Below are 22,329 nucleotides of genomic sequence, written 5' to 3'. Positions count from 1 at the left end.
TCGAATCAAGCACGATTAACTCTTACCGTTGTAGTCAAGAAGTATCGCACATAGGGGGCTTACAGACGCGTGGGTATTTTTAGGAACTTTCGCACTTCATGGGATATGGGTATCGACCTTGGTACTGCAAACACCCTGGTTTATGTATCTGGTAAAGGTATTGTACTACAAGAACCTTCTGTAGTTGCTATCGATGTCAACGAAAAGGTGGCACTAGCAGTAGGAGAAGAAGCCAAAAAAATGCTCGGTCGCACACCGGGAAATGTGATTGCTCTCCGTCCTTTGCGGGATGGTGTAATCGCTGACTTTGATATAGCCGAGCTGATGCTCAAAAGCTTTATTCAGCGTGTAAATGAAGGTAAATCTTTAATTCTACCCCGGATCGTCATTGGTATTCCCAGTGGTGTCACAGGAGTAGAAAGACGAGCGGTGATGGATGCAGCTCATCAAGCAGGAGCCAGAAAAGTCTATTTAATCGATGAACCTGTAGCTGCGGCCATTGGTGCAGGACTACCTGTTGCCGAAGCAACTGGCAACATGATCATCGATATTGGTGGTGGCACAACAGAAGTTGCAGTGCTGAGTCTTCAAGGTACGGTAATCAGCGAATCAGTACGCATTGCTGGAGATGAACTGACTGATGCGATCGTTCAGTATATTAAGAAAGTTCATAATTTAGTCATTGGTGAACGTACTGCCGAGGAAATCAAGATTCGGATGGGTTCTGCCTATCCGACTAATGATGATAATGACGCGATGATGGAAGTTCGAGGCTTACATCTGCTTTCTGGTCTACCGCGAACTGTAACTATCAAAGGGCCGGAAATCCGTGAAAGTATGATGGAACCGCTATCAGTAATTATCGAAGCTGTGAAGCGCACACTAGAACGCACACCGCCAGAACTAGCAGCAGACATTATTGACAGAGGGATTATGTTAGCTGGTGGCGGTGCTTTGCTCAAAGGCATAGATACCCTTGTTAGCCATGAAACAGGGATTATTACCCACATTGCTGCCGATCCTTTGAGCTGTGTTGTGCTGGGAACAGGTCGTGTGTTAGAAAACTTTAAACAGTTGGAACGAGTTGTTATCGAAAGCTCTCGCAATATCTAACAAAAAAAATATCAGACTTGAGTTCTATTTGAGTTCTATTTGGGTTTTATATACATAGAATCCAAGTAGAACTTAATTTATATAAGTACATGTAGGTATATATGGTGACAATACGGCGTTGGTGGGATCGTAAAGGGTTGCAAATTGGCTTGTTAGCTTTAGTAGTTGGTAGTGCTTGGATATTGCGACAGACTCAAGGAGAACTAGTGCTTGAGACATATCAGGCAATTACCCGTCCATTAGAGATGTTGCAGTCAGGGCCAACTCCAGAAGAACGTCTTAGAGATGCCCGGATAATGGAATTGCAAACCCGTATAGTAGATTTGGAAAGTCAAAAGACAAAGTTACAAGATTTATTAGGCTATGTGGAAAAAGAGCCACTAGCATCACGGCCAGTTCCAGCACGGGTGGTAGGACGTAGTGCTGACCAGTGGTGGCAACAAGTGACGCTGAATCGCGGTGCAAATGCAGGGATTCAGGAAGGCTTCGTAGTCAAGGCAGAAGGCGGATTGGTGGGTTTGGTGGAGAGTGTAACTCCCAATACTAGCCGCGTGTTGTTAATCAGTGACCTCAAGAGTCAAGTGGGTGTATCCGTTAGCCGGACGGCTGCTAAAGGCGTTTTACGAGGAGATTCTTCTGCTGAAGCTGTATTGGAGTTTTATGAAAAAGTTCCAAATGTCAAAGTAGGAGATTTAGTTTCCACATCTACTTATAGTCAGAAATTTCCCTCCGGTTTGGCAGTAGGACGAATTAAGTCGCTGGATTTAAAGAAACTCCCGGCATCAGTGGCAAAAATTGAGCTTTTTCCGCCAATCCGCTCTCTTGATTGGGTAGCTGTTTATCCCAAACCAGAAATCCAAGAGTCGGCAAATCAAGTGCCGCAAAAGTCTAAATAAATTCTTTGAAAAAATAGAAAAATGAAGATTCCTGCATTTGGTGGTAGCAGGCAGAAAAAGCCAAAATCGTCACAGCAAAAATCGAAATTCCGAATCCAGCCGCTGGCTCGTTGGCATCCCGGTATACGTCAGTTGTTTGGTTGGATAGTGACGGCTAGTTCTGTACTGTTATGTTTGCTATTATTACCAACCCGATTTCCAGGTATGGAATTGTTGGGAATTGGCCCTAACTGGCTGTTAATTTGGGTGGTAGCTTGGAGTGTGAAGCGCACAGTGTTTGCCGGAGCATTAGCAGGTATAGTTCTGGGGCTACTTCAAGATTCGATGACATCACCTAGCCCGACTCATGCCATCAGTTTAGGTATAGTGGGGGCTTTAACTGGTCTGCTCCAGAAACAGCGTTTTATCGAAGAAGATTTTATTTCGATTGCTGTAATTGTCTTTGTTTTGGCAGTTTTGGCAGAAACTGTCTTTGGGTTGCAATTAACTTTGCTGGGCAATGAGCGCAAGGTGACAGATATTTGGACATATTATCAGCGTGTCGCTCTTGCCTCTGCCATTCTGAGTAGTCTGTGGGCACCTGTGGTCTATTATCCCCTGAATCTTTGGTGGCAACGGATGAAATTATTGGAGCAATCTTAAAATAGCTTTGCCAACAAGTTTTCCGGTGTAGCCGGGATTAGGAAAAACACCACTTTGCAATTCAATAAACCAAGGTAGGGGCACAACAATGTTGTGCCTTTATGATTATTCAGCAACATTCAAGCTTTAAGTGCAAACGTTCTCGTTTTGAGTGGGAACGTTTTCGTTTTGAAGTGGAATGTTCTCGTTTCGAGCAGGAACGTTTTCGTTTTGAAGTCAAACGTTCTCGTCTTGAGCAGGAAAGTTCTTGTTTTGAAGTGAAATGTTCTCGTTTTGAGCAGGAAAGTTCTTGTTTTGTAGTGGAATGTTCTTGTTTTAAGGTGCAACTTCCATCTTCTGAACTCGAATCATGCACCTTTAAAGAATATTAATCACAAAAATACCCAGATTGTACGGGCACGACATCCAAAAACTGGCGCTAAAACAGAAATGCGATCGCAGCCATGCCCCAACAGGCTCGATAATTGATGCTTTAATATTCTCTTATACGCAGAATACCACGCCTAATACCATTTCCATTTAATAATGATACAAATACGTTAGTGAGGGCACAACAATGTTGTGCCCCTACGAGAAATCTATATGTATCAGGGTTTTTGGGAATTGCTATAAACCTCACAATAGGCGAGGAGGGCAATAACAGGTAATCTATTTTGATAAATGGGTAAACAATATTATTGTGCCTTTACCCCATTGTGCTGAACCTGCCTAATTTTCGCCTCTAAATCCTCATCTCAAACCGTCTTCAATTACGAATTACGAATTATTTAACCTTCCTCCTCTAATAACTCGTTTAGCGTGTCGGGGTCGGCAATACCCCGCAGGATAGCATTGATAATCGGAGCATCATTAAAATTCAAAGGTTCGCACAGCACATCTTCATCTCTCTCACCGTCGAATATCAGGCGAATAGCCGCTACGAAATTACCCGAACCATTTTTCGCCCATTGTTCCAGGAAAGGTTCTAACTGTTGCCTCACTTCTCTATCATTCACCGCCCCAACAAACGCAGCAATAACCCGCCCATGTTGCCGCAACTCATAGCGTGTTCCAGCAAATGCTGCTTTTGCCTGCCGCGACAGGCGACGATATGCTTTAGCTTGGGTAGTGTCGCCCAGTTTGTCAGTAATTTCTGCGAAAAGAGCGTAAATTTTCCAAATCTCAGCTATAGCAGAGTCTAAAGTTTGCAAGATAGCCAATGCCTCTTCTGCTAATTGCCGCGCTTCTGGTAGGCGGTGGGGTTGGTTTTGTAGGAGGGCAGCAAGGTTCCTGAGTGACCATGATGCTTGTAATCTATCTCCCACAGTTTTTGCACCTGCAATTGCCTTGCGATACCAAGCCTCTGCGTCCTCCAGTTTGCCAGTCTTTCGATTGACTTCAGCCAATTGATTCCATGTCATTGCAGCACCTCTCAGATTACCTTGAGATTCGTCAATACGTGCTGCTTCTCGGTAGGTATGTTCTGCGGCATCCCACTCCTCGCCTTTTTCGTACACCCTACCTAGTTGATACTTATACACAGCTTCTGTTGCTGGTTCATTTAGTTCCTGAAAAGTAGTCAATGCTTTATGGTAGTGTTGTTCGGCTTTTGGGAGGTTACCTTGGCGCAGGAAGAGGGTGCCGAGTTCCCCATTTGTTACCGCAATACCACGAAGGTCGTCAATTTCTTCTTTAATAGACAATAAAGCTTCATAAGCTTTTCGCGCTTGATCATAATCCCCCATATCACTCAACAAATCCGCCAAATCAGTCTGTAAGTTTCTTATGTGCCGCTTCACACCGTCAGACTGTTCTAACTGCGTTGCCACTCCCAACGCCTGACGGTAATATGTTGCTGCCTGTGCTGCTTGTCCTTGAAACCGCAAACATCGCCCTAGCCGATTTAAAGTTAGACAGCGTTCATCACTCGGTTCCTCAGCCAAACCAGTAAGTATCTCACCAAACACCTGCGCCGCTTTTTGATAGCGTCCGGTATCAAATAATTGTTCACCTACATTAGTCCAGGCGACATACCATGTTTGGGAACCCACTTCCCCATGCATCTCTTCAACTTGTTGGGTGAGTGCAACTCTATCTCTGGTGAGTCCAAAAAAATTGAGAAACTTGTTTACCTTATCAACAAATTCCACTGCCCATTCTTCTCCTACATCTAACGCGCCGTGGACTGCATACAGCAAATTCGGCAGTTCTCTCTGGGCAATGGCACGGACAAAATAAGGATTTTTCTGATCTTCAACATATAAGTAGCCAGACAATTGATAATACCCCAGGCGATAACGGGTAAGGAGTTCTTCCTGTGCCTCTGGTGACAGGCGTGACCACAGAACAGGGGCTAAGGTGGGGTGAAATTTCACGAAAGGAACACCGACACCTGGCAAATTCACTAATTGTATCAAGCCTGTGTTCTCCAGGGCTGGGCGTAGCTGTTGCCACTGTGACTCAGAAAATTCGGTAATTTCCAGCAAGGCTGGTTCCAGCGTCCCTCCCTGAAACACGCCCAACTTCGGCAACCACTCCCGCGTCTCTTCATCCAAGCGTTCCAAGGACAAATTCAAGGACGCTAACAAGGGATTATCGGGTGTTTCCACAATCAACGCTGCCAATCGTTCTCCCAACTCTGCCACTGGGCGAACTTTCAACTGTCGTGCCAATAAGCTGAGGGATAGGGGATGAAAATCTACCAACCTAAATAATCGCCACAACTCATTTTGTTGTGGCAGTTTATATACAGGTGACGGCGGTAACTTCCACAAACTCTGGATATACGCCAAAGCATCTTGTCGCTCTAACCCCGACAATGGTAATGACCGATGTTTCAAACTGCCTTCGGTGCGATAATCTGAATGATAAAAATCCGGTGTGCGGCTGGTGAGTAATAGGCGACATTGCCCCACCTCAGACCATTGTTTCGCCACGGTTAACAATTCTTGCAATGCTTGGGACTGCAAGGTTTCCAAGTTATCTAAAATTAATAACGTCAGTGTTTGCCCCAATGCAGCAGTCGCCGCCGCCACATCAATTAAATTCTGCCCCAACACTGTTGCCAAGGTACTCACTGCCAACCCCACAGCATCCACTACCTGAAAAGCGGCATAATCCACAAAACATACTTTCCTAAACATCCCCGTGCGGGATAACCACCGCCCCGCTTCTGCTGCTAAATAGGTTTTTCCCTGTCCACCAAAACCCGATATGGTAATGCGCCGCGTTCCTTGGACAAACCAGCGTTCAATGTTCCATAATTCCCGACTGCGACCGAAGAAACCTGCTTCTTGGAGTTCGGGGAGGTTGGTAGAAGAGGAGGGGGGGACAAGGGGAAGGGGGGACAAGGGGAGGGAAGAGGTTAATAGGGCGGTGTCTCCGGCGGCTTGATACAAAGCGGGGATAAACCAGTCTTGTAATTTGAAAGTAATTTGCTTGTCTCCCCGTCGCCTTTCGCCCCGTTCTTTGTTGAGATACAAGTCCCGTCGCCCATTATCTAATGCTGCGCCGATATCTTCAGCCCGCACCAAGTGCTGATAAAATTTGGCAAACAATTGATGGGTTGTAACTACTAATACTGAATAGGTCATCGCCAACACCGCCGGAATCCCTGCATGGGTTAACCTAGCCGCGATACAACCCATAGCATCTTCACCCGCCACCATCGCTGACTGACAAGCAGACAGAACAATTAACCCAACTTTTTGACGGTGCAGCATTTCCGCCAAAGTTTCGGCAGTAATCAGGGCCATCTTGCCTTCTGGATTCTCAAACAACAGATAACCCATATTGCTGCCATTGCCATTTTCCCCTTTGGTCACTCCCGCAGGGTCGCTGGATTTCGCCTGTTCGTGGAATCGCCCATCGGAGTCATAAACGCCATGCCCATCAAAGTGGACAATATCAATCGGTGGTAGGCGTGAGTCTTCTAAACGGGCGACTAAATTATCCAAAGTCGCGGGACGCAAAAATTCTACCTCAATTTTTCCTACTGCTTCCTGGGCGATCGCATCCAACACCGCCTTAGCTTCCCCACGGGGGTCAATAAACCCCGCATCACTGGGACGACTGACCACAAACAGCAACCGCAAACGGTCTTTTGGCTGAACTTTAAACGGTCTGCGTCCACCCCCCGCCCCCGCCAAGCGACGACGCACAGAAATCCGGGGATTTTCGTTAAATAAATAGATATCTGATGCTGGGTCGCGTAACAATTCCCAAGGTAAAGATAAAATTGCCGGATGACTGGCGCTGATGGTTAATAAGCGTCCTGGTTCATCTGCATCTTGAAATTCATTAAATATCCTCTGGGCAGGGCGTTGCTGAAAAACAGACTCAAATAAGCTTTCGCCCCAGCGTTGAAAGTTCTCTTCAATCCGCTTTGCCCGTTCATCATCTACATCAGCAGTGTAACTATTGGCATAGACTTCAAAATACCAGCGAATATCTTCCAAATCTTCTGCTGCTAAGGGGGATGTAAAATTTAGTCTATCGGTTTCTAGGTCGTCAAGTCTGACAAGAACTTGATTAATCTCCGGGAAACGCAAATTTAATTCCATATTCAGGGGAATTGCAGCTTGAGTGTAGGGATAATTCGATTGTAGATAAGCTACCGTCGCGTTTGCTGGATTTCCCGATTAGGGCATGGGAGATGAGGTGGACAAATGACAAATGACAAATGACAAATGACGATCGCAAAATTGCTGTAAGTTAAGATCACCAAAAGTAAAACCTAAATATTACTGTAAAAAAATCGCCCAGAAGAGCAGCTAGCGTGAAAAATATTGAGAATGTTACCCAAAATTATGGATAATTCCCCTGCGATCGCTCAAGCAGATGCATCTCTACCTAACTACACTCTGGAAAATACGCTTCCAGTAGATTCGACTGAGAAAAGGATAGGGAGTGACTTTGATTCCCGCATGATGCTGCGGTGTTTGGAACTGGCTCGCCGTGCTTTAGGGCGGACTTCGCCAAATCCGTTAGTGGGTGCGGTGGTTGTCAAAAATGGGGAAATTGTGGGGGAGGGGTTTCATCCCCGTGCTGGTGAACCTCATGCTGAAGTTTTTGCTTTGAGAGCAGCAGGAGAAAGCGCTCGTGATGCTACAGTTTATGTCAGCCTCGAACCTTGCAACCACTACGGGCGCACTCCGCCTTGTTCTGAAGGTTTAATCAATGCGGGAGTGGCAAAGGTGGTGGTGGGTATGATAGACCCGAATCCACTGGTAGCTGGCGGTGGTATTGCTCGTTTACGTGCAGCAGGTATAGAAGTGTTAGTCGGAGTAGAAGAAGCAGCCTGCAAAAAACTCAACGAAGCTTTTGTGCATCGCATTCTCTACAAGCGACCTTTGGGAATTTTAAAATATGCCATGACTTTAGATGGCAAAATTGCTACTACCTCTGGTCATAGCGCTTGGGTGACAAGTCAAGAAGCCCGCAGTGAAGTACATCTAATGCGGGCGGCTTGTGATGCCATAATTGTCGGCGGTAATACAGTCCGACAAGATAATCCTTACTTAACCAGCCATCAGGTGGGGGCACATAATCCCCTGCGGGTGGTGATGAGTCGCCATCTCAACTTACCGGCCAGTGCCCATCTGTGGCAAATTGCAGATGCTCCAACTTTGGTGTTGACACAGAAGGGTGCTAACCCCGATTTTCAAGAACTGTTGCTCAAACAGGGTGTAGAGGTGGTGGAATTAGCATCACTTACACCGGATAAGGCAATGGCGTACTTATATGAACGGGGTTTTTGTTGCGTGTTGTGGGAATGTGGTGGTACTTTAGCTGCTAGTGCGATCGCTCAAGGAGCAGTGCAAAAAGTTTTGGCATTTATTGCCCCAAAGATCATTGGTGGTAGTATTGCTCCCACACCAGTGGGCGATTTAGGTTTTACTACCATGACTGAGGCGTTGTCTTTAGAACGTGTTCGTTGGCGTGTAGTAGGCTCTGACTGCTTAGTGGAAGGTTATCTTTCCCCAAAAGCTAATAGTCAACAGTAATCACGCTTGACGATCGATCTATTTATCTTGATTTTGCGTTGGCGTAGCCCACCGTAGGCATCATGAACATTGGCGTTCATGGGCAAGATCGCGTATGAGGGCTAGCCGAGATTGAATGTAGTGGCTAAGAAAATCAGTTTCGTTAGAATCTAACAACACTTGCGTTTCGGTTTGTTTTACTAACCACTGTACCAAGCTAGCATCATCCAGTTGTAAGAGGAGCTTGGCTTGCGCGGTTTCAACCACTGACCAAAGCTGACGTATGATTGTAGGAGTCATCAGACCTCGATTGAATAATTTAGCTTTGCTGTCTTCAGATTACACAATTCCGATCGCAATTTACGACATGGATGTAGAAGCTGAGACAAGTATTATTAAAAACTTAATAATGGTATTTATAACTTTATGAAGATTAAAAATTGAAAATCAGAAATAGGGAATGGGAAAAACAGATTTTTAGGGATTTAGTTGCAAAATCTAGAAAACAAATGCACTAATTCTAAAAATTGGCTTTTTGTGTTTGGGAAGACTGAAATTATCTTAATTGTACCTGAATAAAGTCAGTTTTTAAATCACTATGTTGAATACTGAGTCTGTCTTGAAGGATACAAAAATCTAACTTTCAAGAACAGTGTTTGCCAGAAAGTTAACACTGTTTGGCTGTAGATGGATTTACAAAATCATGTAAATCTGCATCCCAAATGCTGATGTAAATAAAATCACATTGTTGGCGGATAATTTGACCTTTGACTGAGCCATTTTTAAAACTAAAATTATCAGATTGGCGCTGTTGTACCTGTTTAAGTCCCTGCTTAATTTCTTCAGTGGCTTGCCCTGCTAACATTCCATTTAAGGTACTCTCTATTACTTCTGGGTCTACCGATTGAGCAAAAGATACCTCAGTTTGACGCAGCGTTTTAGAATTGCGATCGAATAAGTAGCCAAGGTCAATTTTGTTTGGCACTAGTTTGTAAACGACAGCACGAGTCTTGCCCCATGCGCCTCTTAAATCTTGATTTGGCTTGCCGAGGGTAGCTTCTACGTCACTTCTTGATGTACCTGTAGGAAATGCGGGAATGCTTTGGCTATTGGTAGCTAATTTACTAGGCGAGCGATCGCTGTTTTGTGGTGTGGAACGAACTTCTGGTTTCGGAACTGCGCTTACCTTATCCTTTGGTTCTGGCTGTGGTGTGGATACTGCTATCGGTGCTGGAGTATCTAAAGTAACAGGCTCTTTTTCTGGCTGTGGTATGGGTACAACTGGGGAATTAGAGGTTGGTCGCTGTCGTGGTGGTGAGCTAGGGATAACTGGAACTGGAGACGTTTGGGAGGAAACGGGCGGTTCGGTAGATGCAGAAGTTGGCAAAGATTCTGGCGATGGCGTGGGATTTGTGCCAATGGTTGTTTCTGGTTGTTGCTGACGAATGATGCTAGGAATTGCTACTGCACCAATCAAGCCGCCTATCAACAAACTACCAACAATCACAGCAGGTTTTTGCCAGTTTCTAGGATTGGAAGACCTTGGAATCGTAGAATTGTTTTGTGGAGAATATAATGGCTGAGTTTGCCGAGTCGATGCGGTGGGAGAAAAACTAACTGTAGAAGTATTTGCAGCTAACTCAGGAGGATTACTACCAGATTGCAAGGCATGTAGCATTTTACTGGCAGTGCTGTAGCGATCGCCAGCATGAGGCTTAATTGCCTGATTGAGTATCGCGGCCAATTGAGAAGAGACGTTACGGGCGTGCTGCTGCCAAAGTATTTCCCCAGTTTTTAGATCGGTTACTAGTTCTTGCGGGTGTTTGCCAGTCAGCAGATAAATTGCTGTTAAACCTAAACTGTAGATATCAGTGGCGTAAACTGGGCGGCCAACGGCTTGTTCGCTAGGCATATATCCCGGCGTACCAATGACAAGCGATCGCGTGGGGTATCCTGGAGAATTAACCACTGAACGGATTGTTTCTTTGACTGCACCAAAATCAATCAAAACTGGCTCGTTATCAATAGAACGCAGAATAATGTTATCTGGCTTAATATCCCGGTGAATAATGCCTTTACTGTGAACATAATCTAAAACTGAAAGCAGACTCAAGAGAATTCGCCGAACAGCAGTTTCACTCTCAAATCCTTTGGCTTCGACAATTTTTGTCAGAGTTTGACCGTGAATCCATTCTTGGACGAGATAAAACTGTCCATTCTCAGAAAAGTAGGCGTAGAGTTTGGGAATTTGGTAACTACTTTCACCCAAATACTCCAAGGTTGCGGCTTCCCGTTCAAACCGTTGTTGGATAAGTTGGTAGGTTTGCGGGTCATTATTGGTTATCGGTTTTAGTTGCTTGATTACACAGCGGCGGCGAGAAGGCATGTGGACATCTTCTGCTAGAAAGGTTTCGCCAAACCCACCAGCGCCGATTACCTGGATAACTTGATAGCGATTGTTTAGCAGGGTTATTGTCATGAAAAATTATAAGCGTAGACACCCAGTGCAAAGGCAAAGACTTCTTGTCTTCTCCAAACTTGTCGTCAGACATTGCCCTTTCCAAATGTACATCACATGAGCGAAGGCAAGGCAATATACTCTGGTGAAATTAAATATGCGTTATCCAAAATTCTTGTAGAGACGTAGCACTGCTACGTCTCTCCATTCTGATGTTTAATGCCAGCCAATGCATTGGTATCGCAGAATCCTGCCAAATTTACTTCGCTACGAATGAAATACTGTACTAAGTGAACTCTATAGTCTCAACAAACTCTAAAATATTTTCTTTGATGTCTTCAGCCTCTTCCTCAACAGAATCAGGAGTTTCGCCGTTAATAAAACTGTGCTGACTACTAACTATATACAAAAATTCACCACTGATGAAGGTGAGCAACCCCCGGTACGCATCTAATCTGCTCGCAGTTCCATTATTTTCTTGCTTAGAAATTGTCGAACCTTTGGGCATATCAATTAACACGTAGTAAGCGCCTCGCAGAGTATTTTCCAGATATTCGGTATATTCCACAGAAGCATCTGGTACATTGGCAAAAATCGCTTGGGGTACATACTTGTCTACTAAAATTGTTTGTAAATATTCTTCTTGTCCAACAGACTCCAACTCCTCTAACTGTTCTAGAGGGAAAGGATAATAATCGATTCTCAGCAAAGTACCGATGTCATCAGAAAAGCCAACTACTCCTTCCTGGCTTTGAATTCTACCACCCTGCTGCGGATCGACCGGAATCGGCACGGTAAAATTACCTAAAGGCGATTGATAGGTCTGTTCGCTAAAATCTTCGATGACTACTGTCTCATCTTCATCGTCTGTATATTCTTCATCTTCTGCTTCTTTAAAAGCTGCAATTACCTCCTTGATGATTTCCTCTGCTTCTTCATCTTCCAGTTCTAAAGCTGCTTGTAGCTTTTTTAGGTAGATTTGTTTCGATTTGGGGATGGCGAGGTCATCGTCTAAAAGCACTATTACCCCAGCTGCAAAACCATCTAGCACTAATTCATCTGAGAGAGATACTTTAGCGGTATTAAACAAAGGCCCAATTCCCTCTTCTTCGGCAATGGAGATCAGTCTATCAACTATTTCTGCAATGTCATCTTCTGAGTATTCCTCGAAAACCTCGAATTCCCAGAGGATACCCGCTAAACTCTCTGCATCTACCTCTTCAATAAATGAATCAGCGATCGCAGTCACAGTTGCGATCGCCGCCACCGCTTCTTCTGGACTTAGTGATTCCTCTGATGTCTTTGGTGAGTTAAAAACCTTGTCATATTTAGTCATAATTGCTACCTAAATTAATTCCTTGATAGTAATAACAGATTGAAAGTGACAATGGTCAGTTTACCAATGGAGCGAATCTTCTAGAGAAAAAGTTGGCTGATACGTGGTTTACTCAGTATTGCTCAGGTGTAACTAAACCTTCTTGACAACTAATATCCTTAATATCCAAGGATTTGAGCTGTTCTAAAATCTTTTCTCGAATATACACCTAAGTACAAGACAAACTCAGTATTTACTACAGGTTAATATAATTAAATATTGTAAATTTTTGTAACCTAGCAATTATCCTTAATAACTGCTATATTGTTTTATTTTTATCCTCTAGCAGATGAATTATATCTACCGATAGAATTATAAACTAGCTAGCGATAGATACTTACACCGTAAGCAGGATGTCACAATACCGAAGTTTGTAGTGACACACAATACCTGAAACGTTGTACTGTTGGTTCTGCAAGTGTGAATTAGATGAAATTTTGAGTTTTTTTATGGTACAAACCCCACCATCTCAGTTTTCACCAGATCAATATAAAGTAGATCCTGCAAAGGAAAATGTAGAAGCTCTTATACAAGAACCGCAGTTAGATATTGAGATTGCTCTAGAGTTCCTTTACACCAGAGATATTGAATTTCGTCAGGAAACAATTTATTTTCTCGTAGTCGATCGCTTTTATGATGGCGATCCAGAAAACAGCGAAGGTGCAAACTCGGAACTGTACGATCCAACTAGACAAGATTGGGGTAAGTACTGGGGTGGCGACTTGCAAGGTGTCATCGATAAATTAGATTATCTCAAAAATATGGGAGTTACCGCTCTTTGGCTAACTCCACTGTTCGAGCAGGTGGAAGAGTTATTTGTTGGCAATGCAGCAATACATGGCTATTGGACAAAAGACTTTAAACGGCTTAATCCTCGATACATTGCTGACGGAGAGAACCCTTCTTTAAACGCTACTCAAGAAGAAAAAAATACGACCTTTGATCGGTTGATTACAGAACTGCACAAGCGCAATATGAAGCTAGTGCTGGATATTGTCTGCAACCATAGTACACCTGATACTAGCGGTAGTAAAGGTGAATTGTATGATGATGGCGTCAAAATTGCTGACTTCAATGATGATGCTAATAATTGGTATCACCACTATGGTGAAGTGCAAAACTGGGAAGACGATTGGCAAGTGCAGAATTGTGAATTATCTGGTCTAGCAACCTTCAATGAAAACAATACTGAATATCGGGAGTATATCAAGTCAGCCATTAAACAATGGCTAGACCGGGGTGTAGATGCACTGCGGGTGGATACTGTCAAGCACATGCCGATTTGGTTTTGGCAAGAATTCACTGGCGAGATGACGAATCACAAACCAGATGTATTTATTTTTGGTGAATGGATTTACAGTAATCCTAATGACGAGCGCTCGGTGGAGTTTGTTAACCACTCAGGCATGACACTTCTAGACTTTGGGTTGTGTGTGGCAATTCGAGCCGCACTGGGACAAGGTTCAGAAATGGGATTCGAAACAATTCAATACATTTTTGATCAGGATTATCGCTACAAGGGGGCAACAGAGCTAATTACCTTCATCGATAACCATGATATGTCCCGCTTCCAATCGCTGAACCCCGATCCAGCGATGCTGAAGGTTGCGATCGCCTTAATTATGACCTGTCGCGGTATTCCCTGCATTTACTACGGTACAGAACAATATCTGCATAACGATACTGATGGCGGTAACGACCCGTATAACCGCCCAATGATGGAAAATTGGGATACTGAGAGTGAGATTTATCGTTGCATCAGGCTGCTGTCTGGCTTACGACGACTGAATCCAGCCGTATCAATGGGTAGCCATTGGCAAAAATACTTAACAGCTGATATTTACTGCTATGTACGCCGTTATCGTGACTCTGTGTGTTTTGTAGCTTTAAACCGGGGAGGAGAAGTTAGTTTACCAGAAGTAGAAACAGAATTGCCCGATGGAGAACATACCTGCGTGGTGACTCGCAACAAGTATGAGGTAAAAAATGGCAAGATTTATGACCTAGTACTAGAAGAAAGGGGAGTGATTGTTTTCAGCCACGTTGGCGAACGGATAAAAGCACAAACAATTGTCCGCGTCCAACTCAATGGCGTGGAGACCAAACCTGGTGAAATCATTGTAGTGACAGGAGATTGCCCAGAGTTAGGTAACTGGGATATTGGCAAAGCATATCCCCTAGAGTACATCAACACCAATACTTGGTTTGCTGAGATTCCCTTTGATGAGAGTGCCGGAAATCTCATAGCTTATAAATATGCCATATGGCGGGAAGGGCGATCGCCTTTGCGCGAAAATCTCGTAAATCGTCGCTGGGTGATTGCGAAAGAAGGTACTGTAAAATGGCGTGATACCTGGGCATCGGGAAGAGAATCTTAGAAATTTAGAATCATGTATGAAGAGTGAAGGATTCAAATTTTAATTCTTCACTCTTCATTATTTTTAAATTTTAAGTAATAAAAAATACATAAATAAGCGTATCGAACCGCAGTGTGCGCCATAGTGTAGTAGATTAACGTGAGTTCGACAGACCTCTCCCTCGCCTTTTAGGAGAGGGAGGAGTAACGAGATTAGAGGATTTTTGCTCCCCTCTCCTCGTAGGCTACGGTGTACACTCAAGTCTCTACGTTGTTCTTTGAATCTGGGTTTTACCCCACCCTAACCACTGCTTGAATTCAATGAACGATCGCCCGAATTCAATAAACGACCGCCCGAATTCAACAAACGATCGCCCGAATTCAATAAACGATCGCCCGAATTCAATATATTTATAGCAACAGCCAACGTGGTTAGGACATTAACAGATGATAAAACTTAGACATAACAAGACTTTTGACCCAATCCCCAGTCACCAGTCCCCAGTCCCTTGCTATATTGCATAAATTCTCAAAACCTCAGCCCAAACCTGATTTACTAAGGTTTTAGCTTTAGTTTCACCCCACCCTAACCATCACTGCGATTAAGTAGGTAATCTTTGATGAATTTGTAACTTGGATCGATAATTTAAGGTATACGCCTAATCGAGTACATGGTGAATGGTGAACCTCAACTCAAAAAGGAATTTATTTTCAACCCAGATATCAGCGCTTGCTGTGCCCAACACAACCTGCAAGATGACGATGCTGATGAGAGGAGTAATTGCTAGATTACTTTTGTAAGATTATTCGTGGGTCAACATTGAGCAAAAATAGGCAAAATGTTGCTGAAAACAAAGGGGTAACTGTTGATGAGTAAAACGACACTCTACAATCAGGACTTTCTGATGTGGACGCAGCAACAAGCTGAATGCCTGAAGAAAGGACGCTGGGCTGAATTAGATGTGGAACATTTGGTAGAGGAACTAGAGGCTTTGGGTCGGAGCGAACAAAAGGAACTTGGAAGTTATTTACAAGTGCTTTTAATGCACTTACTCAAATGCCAATATCAACCAGAGCGAAAAACTAAAAGTTGGGTTAACACAATCTCAAACTGCCGAAACCAAATTCAAGATTGCTTGGAAGATACTCCCAGTTTGCAGCGCCTTCTAGAAAACTGGGAGTGGATACAGAAATATTATCGCCGCGCTCGTCGAGATGCCGCAAATGAGACTGAAAAGCCAATAGAAACTTTTCCGCTTGAGTGTCCTTTTACTATGGAACAAGTTCTTAATTCTGAATTCCTGTAATACCAATTTTTTATAAAGCTGCATAGAATTCGATCCCCCCTAGCCCCCCTTATAAAGGGAGGAACCAGAAAAACATATCAAAGTCCCCCAATTTATCGGGGGATTTAGGGGGATCTAGATATGTGTAACTTCACATTAAATTGGTATAATTTAAACTGCTGAGACTCAGTAAGTAAGCATAATTAAACATAAAAAAATCCTAGTTCGTAGTGAGTGATTCATCGCTCAAAACAAAGATTATCGGCTTCCTCAAGGTAAGAGAACACCACTGTAATTTAACATTGTGGGTGCATAGGCGAGCATTTACCGCAGGCATCGCACATTCATTGCAAACTTATAATATTGATGATATCTATCCACCTCTGACTTTTTATTGCGATAATTCCCAAGGGGGACGCGCTCTCCACTGGTCAGTTAAAGGGGGATAGATGACACTCAAGCGGTTGGTTTTATTTTTTGTGATGACGCCGATAGCAGTTCTGTTAGCAGTTTCGGCTTTATTCGGTAGTTGGCAAGAACCTCAATTTCAAAGTCGTTTGGAACTATACCAAACAAATATTGCTTTACAAGCCCAAGCTTGGCAATCAGAAGATAGCAATGATGACAAACTCCAGGCGATTCGCGAAGCAATACTTGGTGAGCAACCTCTAGAAAGCGCTACAAAGCAGTATCAGGAGGCGCGTCAATCAGTTCAAGCTAATTTAGACAAAGTTAACAACAAACTTGCACAATTACGCTCTCAAGCTGAAATAACTCCCACGCCTCCGAAACCTCTACCGGATGCTCCTCCCACTATTGAAACGTCTAAACAGGGACAGCAACAGTTACAACAGTCTTTTAAGCAATTACAAAAATTACTGGCTGAATTAGACCTGCGCTTGGGAATTTTACAAGCACAGCAAGGACAGACGGATACAGCCTTTAAGACTTGGAGCGAATTACAACAACGCTCAGATATTAATTCAGGGTTTTGGGAAACCGCCGCTGTATTGACTGGACTGTGGAGCAATCCTCCTCGTATCCTCCCAAATGCTCAAGAACCAATTCAAAAGAATTTAGAAGGTTGGTTTCGCTCTACTGCTTTGGTTAAGTTATACCAACTCCAGCAACGACAAGATGCGTTATCAGCAGTAAAAGCCGCACAACAAGAATCTTCTGCTCAAGCAGTGATTAAATTGGCAGTTATTGGCACTATTCCCACCTTGGCAGCTTTAATTGGTCTAATACTGCTGATTTTATTATTTGCTCAACGCTTGTTGAAAGGAAAAGCCTCGTTATTAGCTCAAAATGCTGATATCCCCTGGTCAACTCCTTGGGGTGGTGAAACGGTTTTGCAGGTTTTTATCATTGGCTTTTTCTTTATGGGGCAAATTTTTGTGCCCTTAGTAATATCGTTGCTACCCATTCCGCGTCCGATTGTAGATGTGCGACTTCAGGCATTTTCTGTGTTGGTTAGTTACTTCTTGGTAGCATTAGGTGCGCTGTTAGTACTGTATTTCTCTCTCAAGCGCTTTTTTCCACTACCAGAATTCTGGTTTCGCTTCCGTCTTCAAGATAATTGGTTTTTGTGGGGACTGGGAGGCTATTGCACGGCTTTACCTGTAGTTGTGGTGGTATCTTTGATTAATCAGCAGCTATGGCAAGGACAGGGTGGGAGTAATCCCCTGTTGCAATTAGCCCTGGAAAGCCAAGATGGTATCGCACTTGGTATATTTTTCTCCACAGCAGCGATCGCCGCTCCATTTTTTGAAGAAATCCTATTTCGTGGTTTTTTGTTACCTTCTCTAACTCGTTACTTACCCGTGTGGGGGTCGATTCTAATCAGTAGTTTGTTGTTTGCGATCGCTCACCTCAGCTTATCGGAAATTCTCCCCTTAACCGCATTGGGCATTGTGTTGGGAGTAGTCTACACGCGATCGCGCAATCTCCTCGCTCCTATGCTCCTCCACAGCCTTTGGAATAGTGGTACACTATTAAGTTTATTCATTTTAGGTAGTAATTAATACAATTTAGATACTGTTGCCAAAAACAAAAATATCTGATTTTATCACGATAGGTAGAGACAATTTACTAGTAATAATTGGTTATAAGCATAAATACTAGCTGAAAACCCAATTACGATAATGGCAAAAGCAAATTAAAGAATGCTATTAACATAGACAACAAACTATCTAGTTAAGCATTTATTCTCATTCTGGTAGATTTTAGCCATTTTTCGAGATGTTAATTGTCTTCTTGAACCATTTTTAGCTGTCATAAATTGGAATGCAATTCCGGTTTGCGCTCATGGAAGTGGGGATCGGTAACTAAAAAACGGTTAGAAAGATATGGAAGCTGCCTTTTGCACTTCTAGATTCCCACTAGCCATGTAATTGTCTTGTCATTGGTGCGATGGCGTTTCACATTTGCTGGAAGCATCGCAAAAAAATCCGGAAATAATACTGATGGACTTGTAAAAAGTGGTGTATGTAGCAGCTTTTGCTGATTATTTAAGATTGATTCTGCTCAAGATAAATGTCTGAGCTAAAAATCTGCAAAACTGCTGCATCAGGGTTTGCGATCGTCAAATCCAGCAAAAGCCATCAAGGAGCGCCAGTTCAGCCTATAGCGCAAGACATCTTAGCGTCTCCTTGGAATAGAATCATGCTGATTTTAATTATTCATCTTGAGATTTACTCAGATTGAAAAAATTAAAAATCTATTTATTAAGCAAGTAAATGTATTTGCTTCCATTACAATAAAGACTTTATTTTTATACTCACCGATCGAGGAGCAGCACTTATATGGCAAATCTTAACCCCAGTCACCCTACCAAACAACTTCTAGCTGGTTACTGTGGCATTATCCTGGGAGCATTCGGGGTTCATAAGTTTATTCTAGGATACGCTTCGGAAGGCTTTATCATGTTAGTGATTTCTGTAGTTGGGGGTTCTTTTACCTACGGTGTTGCTTTGTTAGTTATGCAACTTGTAGGTCTAATTGAAGGCATGATCTACTTAAATAAATCTTCTGAAGGATTTGTAAATACTTATTTTGTGAATAAGCAGGGCTGGTTCTAGTGCAAGAATAGCTTTCTTACTGGAAGCAGAAAATGATACCCCCTGCCAAGTTTAGGATTGCAGCAAAAGCGCAGGGATAAAGGTTAGCAACCAAACAAACATCCTTTTTCCCTTTCGCTTCACCTTTTACCTTTAACAAAAGTTATACAGCACTTTTACCTTCTATATTTATTTTTATTAATATGCTCAATTTCAAACCCAAACAGCTTAACTGGGCAATGTTCTTCTTGTTAGGCTTAGGATATTTCAGCGTTATATCTCATTTAGAAATCAACTATTTCTTCAAAAACCTGATTGCGATCGCGCCAATACAGATGGCAGTGATTATTTATGTCACTTATCAACGTTGGAAATGTCAACTCCCTGTAGGGGAATTTCAAATTTCAAATTCAGAACCCTACAGAAAAATCTGAGAACTTGGAACGTTGAATTAAAATGCAGCGATAGTCTAGATGCTCAACGAAGTACGATAAATTAATAATTTTAATATGGTTGACATTGAGTCATAGTTCCATATTTAGCCTACGCTCGAATTAGAGACGCTTTTAGTCAGGCGTTGAATTTCTGTAGCGAATCTAAACACAAGCCATGCAACTTGTCCCGAAAACTAAGCCAGCCCTAGAACCTGACCCAATCCTAGAGAAGATTATTCTAGATGTTGGGGGTATGAAGTGTGCTGGGTGTGTGAACGCAGTAGAGCGACAACTGAGCCAACATCCAGGAGTCAAGAGTGCCTGTGTGAACCTGGCCACAGAGGTAGCAGTTGTAGAGTCAGAAGTTGGTGCAATAGATGTAGATGCACTGGCACAGCGATTAACAGCCGTTGGATTCCCGACTCAACCCCGAAAAGCTAATGGCACAGTAGCAGGCGAAATATCAACCTTACCAGATCCAGCAGAACGACAACGCCGAGAAATGCGTTCTTCTCTATGGCAGTTAGCGATCGCAGCAGTATTGCTGATATTGTCGGCAACTGGACATTTTGGTAATCTTGGTAGCTCAGTGCTGCCAGTGCTAAATAATATTTGGTTTCACTGTGGACTAGCGACAGTGGCGCTGTTAATTCCCGGTCGCCCGATTTTAGTAGATGGCTGGCTGGGCTGGCGACGAAATGCGCCTAACATGAACACCCTAGTGGGATTGGGAACTTTGACAGCCTACATTGCTAGTTTAGTAGCGCTGCTTTTTCCCCAATTGGGTTGGGAGTGCTTCTTTGACGAGCCAGTAATGATGCTGGGTTTTATTCTCTTAGGAAGGACATTAGAGCAACAAGCTAGAGGTCGTGCGGCGGCTGCATTTAGAAAATTGCTAGCACTCCAGCCACTCTTAGCGCGATTGATTGCCAACCCAGAGAAAGCCGACATGGGTTCTTCTAGTGTTGAAATTCCTGCTGAACAGGTGCGTGTCGGTGAATGCTTACAAGTGCTGCCAGGTGATAAAATCCCCGTTGATGGTGAAGTGATGGTTGGTCAAACAACGGTTGATGAATCAATGCTAACCGGGGAAGCCGTGCCAATAATCAAAAAACCAGGAGATATGGTGATAGGGGGAACACTAAACCAGTCAGGAGCGATCGCTATTCAGGCAACCCGGATTGGAAGTGATACAACTCTAGCTCAAATTGTCGCCCTAGTAGAAGCCGCCCAAACTCGCAAAGCACCAGTACAGAAATTAGCAGATACAGTAGCTGGTTACTTTACCTACGGTGTGCTGACAGCATCTGTCTTAACATTTGGATTTTGGTACTTTTTCGGCACTCACATCTGGACTGATATCACTATGTCTGGTGGTATGGAAATGATGAGCCACGCTACACATAACGCCCATTCCTCTCCCTTATTAATTAGTTTAAAACTAGCGATCGCAGTTATGGTAGTCGCTTGTCCCTGTGCCTTGGGACTTGCCACACCAACAGCCATTCTGGTTGGAACTGCTATGGGCGCAGAAAGAGGTTTGTTAATCAAAGGTGGCGATGTTTTAGAAAAAATACACCAGTTAAACACCGTAGTATTTGATAAAACTGGTACTCTTACCACAGGTAATCCCATTGTTACAGATTGTCTGCTAATTGAGGGATCGGGGACTAGGGACTGGGGACTGGGGAAGAATAACAATGCTCAATCCCTAATCCGACTAGCAGCCGCCGTAGAAAGTGGTACTTACCATCCCCTAGCAAAAGCGATTCAACAAGAAGCACAACGGCAACAGTTATCTATTCCAGAAGCCGTAGACTTTCACACGGAACCAGGGCTAGGGGTATCTGCTGTAGTAGAAGGCACAGTTGTATTATTGGGTAACTGGGAATGGTTGAGTTGGCACGGCATTGCCATTAACGAAACCGCACAACAGGTAGCACAGGATTTAGCAACAGATGGTAAAACAGTTGTTTGTGTAGCAATTGGCGGAACTTTTGCCGGACTAATTGGTGTTTCTGATACCCTCAGATCGGATGCTCGATCTACAGTAGATAAGTTGCGTCAGATGGGCTTACGGGTAATGTTGCTCAGTGGCGATCGTCCAGAAGCAGCTAGCGCCATAGCTAAACAACTAGGATTAGATAGCGCTGATGTAATCGCAGGTGTTCCCCCAGCTAAAAAAGCGGCGGCAATACAGTCTCTACAGAAAGAGGGACTGGGGACTAAAGACTGGGGACTAGGAAAAATTCTTCCTAATACCCAATCCCCAATACCCAATCCCCAATCCGTTGTGGCAATGGTAGGAGATGGAATCAACGACGCTCCAGCTTTATCTCAAGCTGATGTCGGGATTGCTTTACACTCCGGGACAGATGTGGCGATGGAAACTGCTGAAATTATTTTAATGCGCGATCGCCTAAACGATGTCGTCGAATCTATTCAGCTTAGTCGCGCCACATTCAACAAAATCCGCCAAAATTTATTCTGGGCTTTTGCATATAATACAGTTGGCATTCCTTTAGCAGCAGGTGTTTTATTTCCTAGTCTGGGTTTTGTGCTTAATCCATCTGGTGCTGCTGCATTAATGGCTTTTAGTTCTGTTAGCGTCGTCACCAACTCAATATTATTACGGCGATTCGCTCATCGCGTGTAGAATACTCCTTTACACGTCCAATTTGTCACCACAAATCTTGGTTATCAAAACAGAATTTAGGAGTCAGTCGTCAGATTAAGACACTTACCAA

Annotated in this window: 16 protein-coding genes; 12 read left to right on the top strand and 4 right to left on the bottom strand. The window is 43.5% G+C overall.

Annotated features, from left to right (window positions below):
* The first annotated feature begins 105 nt into the window (after positions 1–105).
* The 3 genes from RMY32_RS04075 to mreD all read left to right on the top strand — a co-directional run bounded on the left by RMY32_RS04075 (position 106) and on the right by mreD (position 2,651).
* Positions 106–1,113: a rod shape-determining protein gene (locus RMY32_RS04075; protein ID WP_322709067.1), complete on the top strand. Its 1,008-nt coding sequence runs from the start codon at positions 106–108 to the stop codon at positions 1,111–1,113.
* Positions 1,114–1,214: 101 nt separating this feature from the next.
* A complete protein-coding gene (gene mreC / locus RMY32_RS04070; protein WP_322709033.1) occupies positions 1,215–2,009 on the top strand; it encodes a rod shape-determining protein MreC in 795 nt (264 codons plus the stop codon).
* Between the two features lie 21 nt (positions 2,010–2,030).
* Complete coding sequence (gene mreD / locus RMY32_RS04065) at positions 2,031–2,651, top strand: rod shape-determining protein MreD (protein WP_322709032.1); 621 nt, start codon at positions 2,031–2,033, stop codon at positions 2,649–2,651.
* 767 nt (positions 2,652–3,418) lie between these two features.
* Here mreD and RMY32_RS04060 read toward each other — a convergent pair.
* Entirely contained in the window at positions 3,419–7,192 is a 3,774-nt protein-coding gene (locus RMY32_RS04060) for a tetratricopeptide repeat protein (protein WP_322709030.1), read from the bottom strand.
* Positions 7,193–7,438: 246 nt separating this feature from the next.
* Here RMY32_RS04060 and ribD point away from each other — a divergent pair, with 246 nt between their 5' ends.
* Entirely contained in the window at positions 7,439–8,635 is a 1,197-nt protein-coding gene (gene ribD / locus RMY32_RS04055; protein ID WP_322709066.1) for a bifunctional diaminohydroxyphosphoribosylaminopyrimidine deaminase/5-amino-6-(5-phosphoribosylamino)uracil reductase RibD, read from the top strand.
* Positions 8,636–8,695: 60 nt separating this feature from the next.
* On the opposite strand, the gene RMY32_RS04050 is transcribed toward ribD, so the two are convergent.
* The 3 genes from RMY32_RS04050 to RMY32_RS04040 form a co-directional block, all read right to left on the bottom strand.
* Positions 8,696–8,914 (bottom strand): hypothetical protein, encoded by a 219-nt coding sequence (locus RMY32_RS04050; RefSeq protein WP_322674241.1) that lies wholly within the window; start codon positions 8,912–8,914, stop codon positions 8,696–8,698.
* Between the two features lie 367 nt (positions 8,915–9,281).
* A complete protein-coding gene (locus tag RMY32_RS04045; RefSeq protein WP_322709029.1) occupies positions 9,282–11,093 on the bottom strand; it encodes a protein kinase domain-containing protein in 1,812 nt (603 codons plus the stop codon).
* A 265-nt stretch (positions 11,094–11,358) separates the two neighbouring features.
* Positions 11,359–12,408 (bottom strand): hypothetical protein, encoded by a 1,050-nt coding sequence (locus tag RMY32_RS04040; RefSeq protein ID WP_322709028.1) that lies wholly within the window; start codon positions 12,406–12,408, stop codon positions 11,359–11,361.
* Positions 12,409–12,896: 488 nt separating this feature from the next.
* Between RMY32_RS04040 and RMY32_RS04035 the strand changes: the two genes are divergently transcribed.
* The 8 genes from RMY32_RS04035 to RMY32_RS04000 all read left to right on the top strand — a co-directional run bounded on the left by RMY32_RS04035 (position 12,897) and on the right by RMY32_RS04000 (position 22,238).
* Entirely contained in the window at positions 12,897–14,825 is a 1,929-nt protein-coding gene (locus RMY32_RS04035) for an alpha-amylase family glycosyl hydrolase (RefSeq protein WP_322709027.1), read from the top strand.
* An 847-nt stretch (positions 14,826–15,672) separates the two neighbouring features.
* Positions 15,673–16,110: a DUF29 domain-containing protein gene (locus RMY32_RS04030; protein ID WP_322709026.1), complete on the top strand. Its 438-nt coding sequence runs from the start codon at positions 15,673–15,675 to the stop codon at positions 16,108–16,110.
* Positions 16,111–16,319: 209 nt separating this feature from the next.
* Complete coding sequence (locus RMY32_RS04025) at positions 16,320–16,538, top strand: hypothetical protein (protein WP_322709025.1); 219 nt, start codon at positions 16,320–16,322, stop codon at positions 16,536–16,538.
* Positions 16,539–18,113, top strand: a complete 1,575-nt coding sequence (locus tag RMY32_RS04020; protein ID WP_322709024.1) for a type II CAAX endopeptidase family protein — start codon at positions 16,539–16,541, stop codon at positions 18,111–18,113.
* Positions 18,114–18,624: 511 nt separating this feature from the next.
* Entirely contained in the window at positions 18,625–18,795 is a 171-nt protein-coding gene (locus tag RMY32_RS04015) for a hypothetical protein (protein WP_322709023.1), read from the top strand.
* A 98-nt stretch (positions 18,796–18,893) separates the two neighbouring features.
* Positions 18,894–19,169, top strand: coding sequence for a TM2 domain-containing protein (locus tag RMY32_RS04010; protein WP_322709022.1), 276 nt, complete (start codon positions 18,894–18,896; stop codon positions 19,167–19,169).
* 182 nt (positions 19,170–19,351) lie between these two features.
* Positions 19,352–19,582, top strand: a complete 231-nt coding sequence (locus tag RMY32_RS04005; protein ID WP_322709021.1) for a hypothetical protein — start codon at positions 19,352–19,354, stop codon at positions 19,580–19,582.
* A gap of 175 nt (positions 19,583–19,757) precedes the next feature.
* Entirely contained in the window at positions 19,758–22,238 is a 2,481-nt protein-coding gene (locus RMY32_RS04000; protein WP_322709020.1) for a heavy metal translocating P-type ATPase, read from the top strand.
* Positions 22,239–22,329: the final 91 nt, after the last annotated feature.

Origin of the sequence: Nostoc sp. ChiSLP03a (assembly GCF_034531215.2) — a bacterium.
GTDB lineage: Bacteria > Cyanobacteriota > Cyanobacteriia > Cyanobacteriales > Nostocaceae > Nostoc.
The sequence above is the reverse complement of the archived record's forward strand: the minus strand, read 5'-3'. Positions and strand labels throughout refer to the sequence as shown.

Excerpts from the sequence above, each read along its gene's own strand:
- RMY32_RS04075 (WP_322709067.1), top strand. The coding sequence starts at position 106 with ATGGGTATCGACCTTGGTACTGCAAACACCCTGGTTTATGTATCTGGT.
- mreC (WP_322709033.1), top strand. The coding sequence starts at position 1,215 with ATGGTGACAATACGGCGTTGGTGGGATCGTAAAGGGTTGCAAATTGGC.
- mreD (WP_322709032.1), top strand. The coding sequence starts at position 2,031 with ATGAAGATTCCTGCATTTGGTGGTAGCAGGCAGAAAAAGCCAAAATCG.
- RMY32_RS04060 (WP_322709030.1), bottom strand. The coding sequence starts at position 7,192 with ATGGAATTAAATTTGCGTTTCCCGGAGATTAATCAAGTTCTTGTCAGA.
- ribD (WP_322709066.1), top strand. The coding sequence starts at position 7,439 with ATGGATAATTCCCCTGCGATCGCTCAAGCAGATGCATCTCTACCTAAC.
- RMY32_RS04050 (WP_322674241.1), bottom strand. The coding sequence starts at position 8,914 with ATGACTCCTACAATCATACGTCAGCTTTGGTCAGTGGTTGAAACCGCG.
- RMY32_RS04045 (WP_322709029.1), bottom strand. The coding sequence starts at position 11,093 with ATGACAATAACCCTGCTAAACAATCGCTATCAAGTTATCCAGGTAATC.
- RMY32_RS04040 (WP_322709028.1), bottom strand. The coding sequence starts at position 12,408 with ATGACTAAATATGACAAGGTTTTTAACTCACCAAAGACATCAGAGGAA.
- RMY32_RS04035 (WP_322709027.1), top strand. The coding sequence starts at position 12,897 with ATGGTACAAACCCCACCATCTCAGTTTTCACCAGATCAATATAAAGTA.
- RMY32_RS04030 (WP_322709026.1), top strand. The coding sequence starts at position 15,673 with ATGAGTAAAACGACACTCTACAATCAGGACTTTCTGATGTGGACGCAG.
- RMY32_RS04020 (WP_322709024.1), top strand. The coding sequence starts at position 16,539 with ATGACACTCAAGCGGTTGGTTTTATTTTTTGTGATGACGCCGATAGCA.
- RMY32_RS04015 (WP_322709023.1), top strand. The coding sequence starts at position 18,625 with ATGTCTGAGCTAAAAATCTGCAAAACTGCTGCATCAGGGTTTGCGATC.
- RMY32_RS04010 (WP_322709022.1), top strand. The coding sequence starts at position 18,894 with ATGGCAAATCTTAACCCCAGTCACCCTACCAAACAACTTCTAGCTGGT.
- RMY32_RS04005 (WP_322709021.1), top strand. The coding sequence starts at position 19,352 with ATGCTCAATTTCAAACCCAAACAGCTTAACTGGGCAATGTTCTTCTTG.
- RMY32_RS04000 (WP_322709020.1), top strand. The coding sequence starts at position 19,758 with ATGCAACTTGTCCCGAAAACTAAGCCAGCCCTAGAACCTGACCCAATC.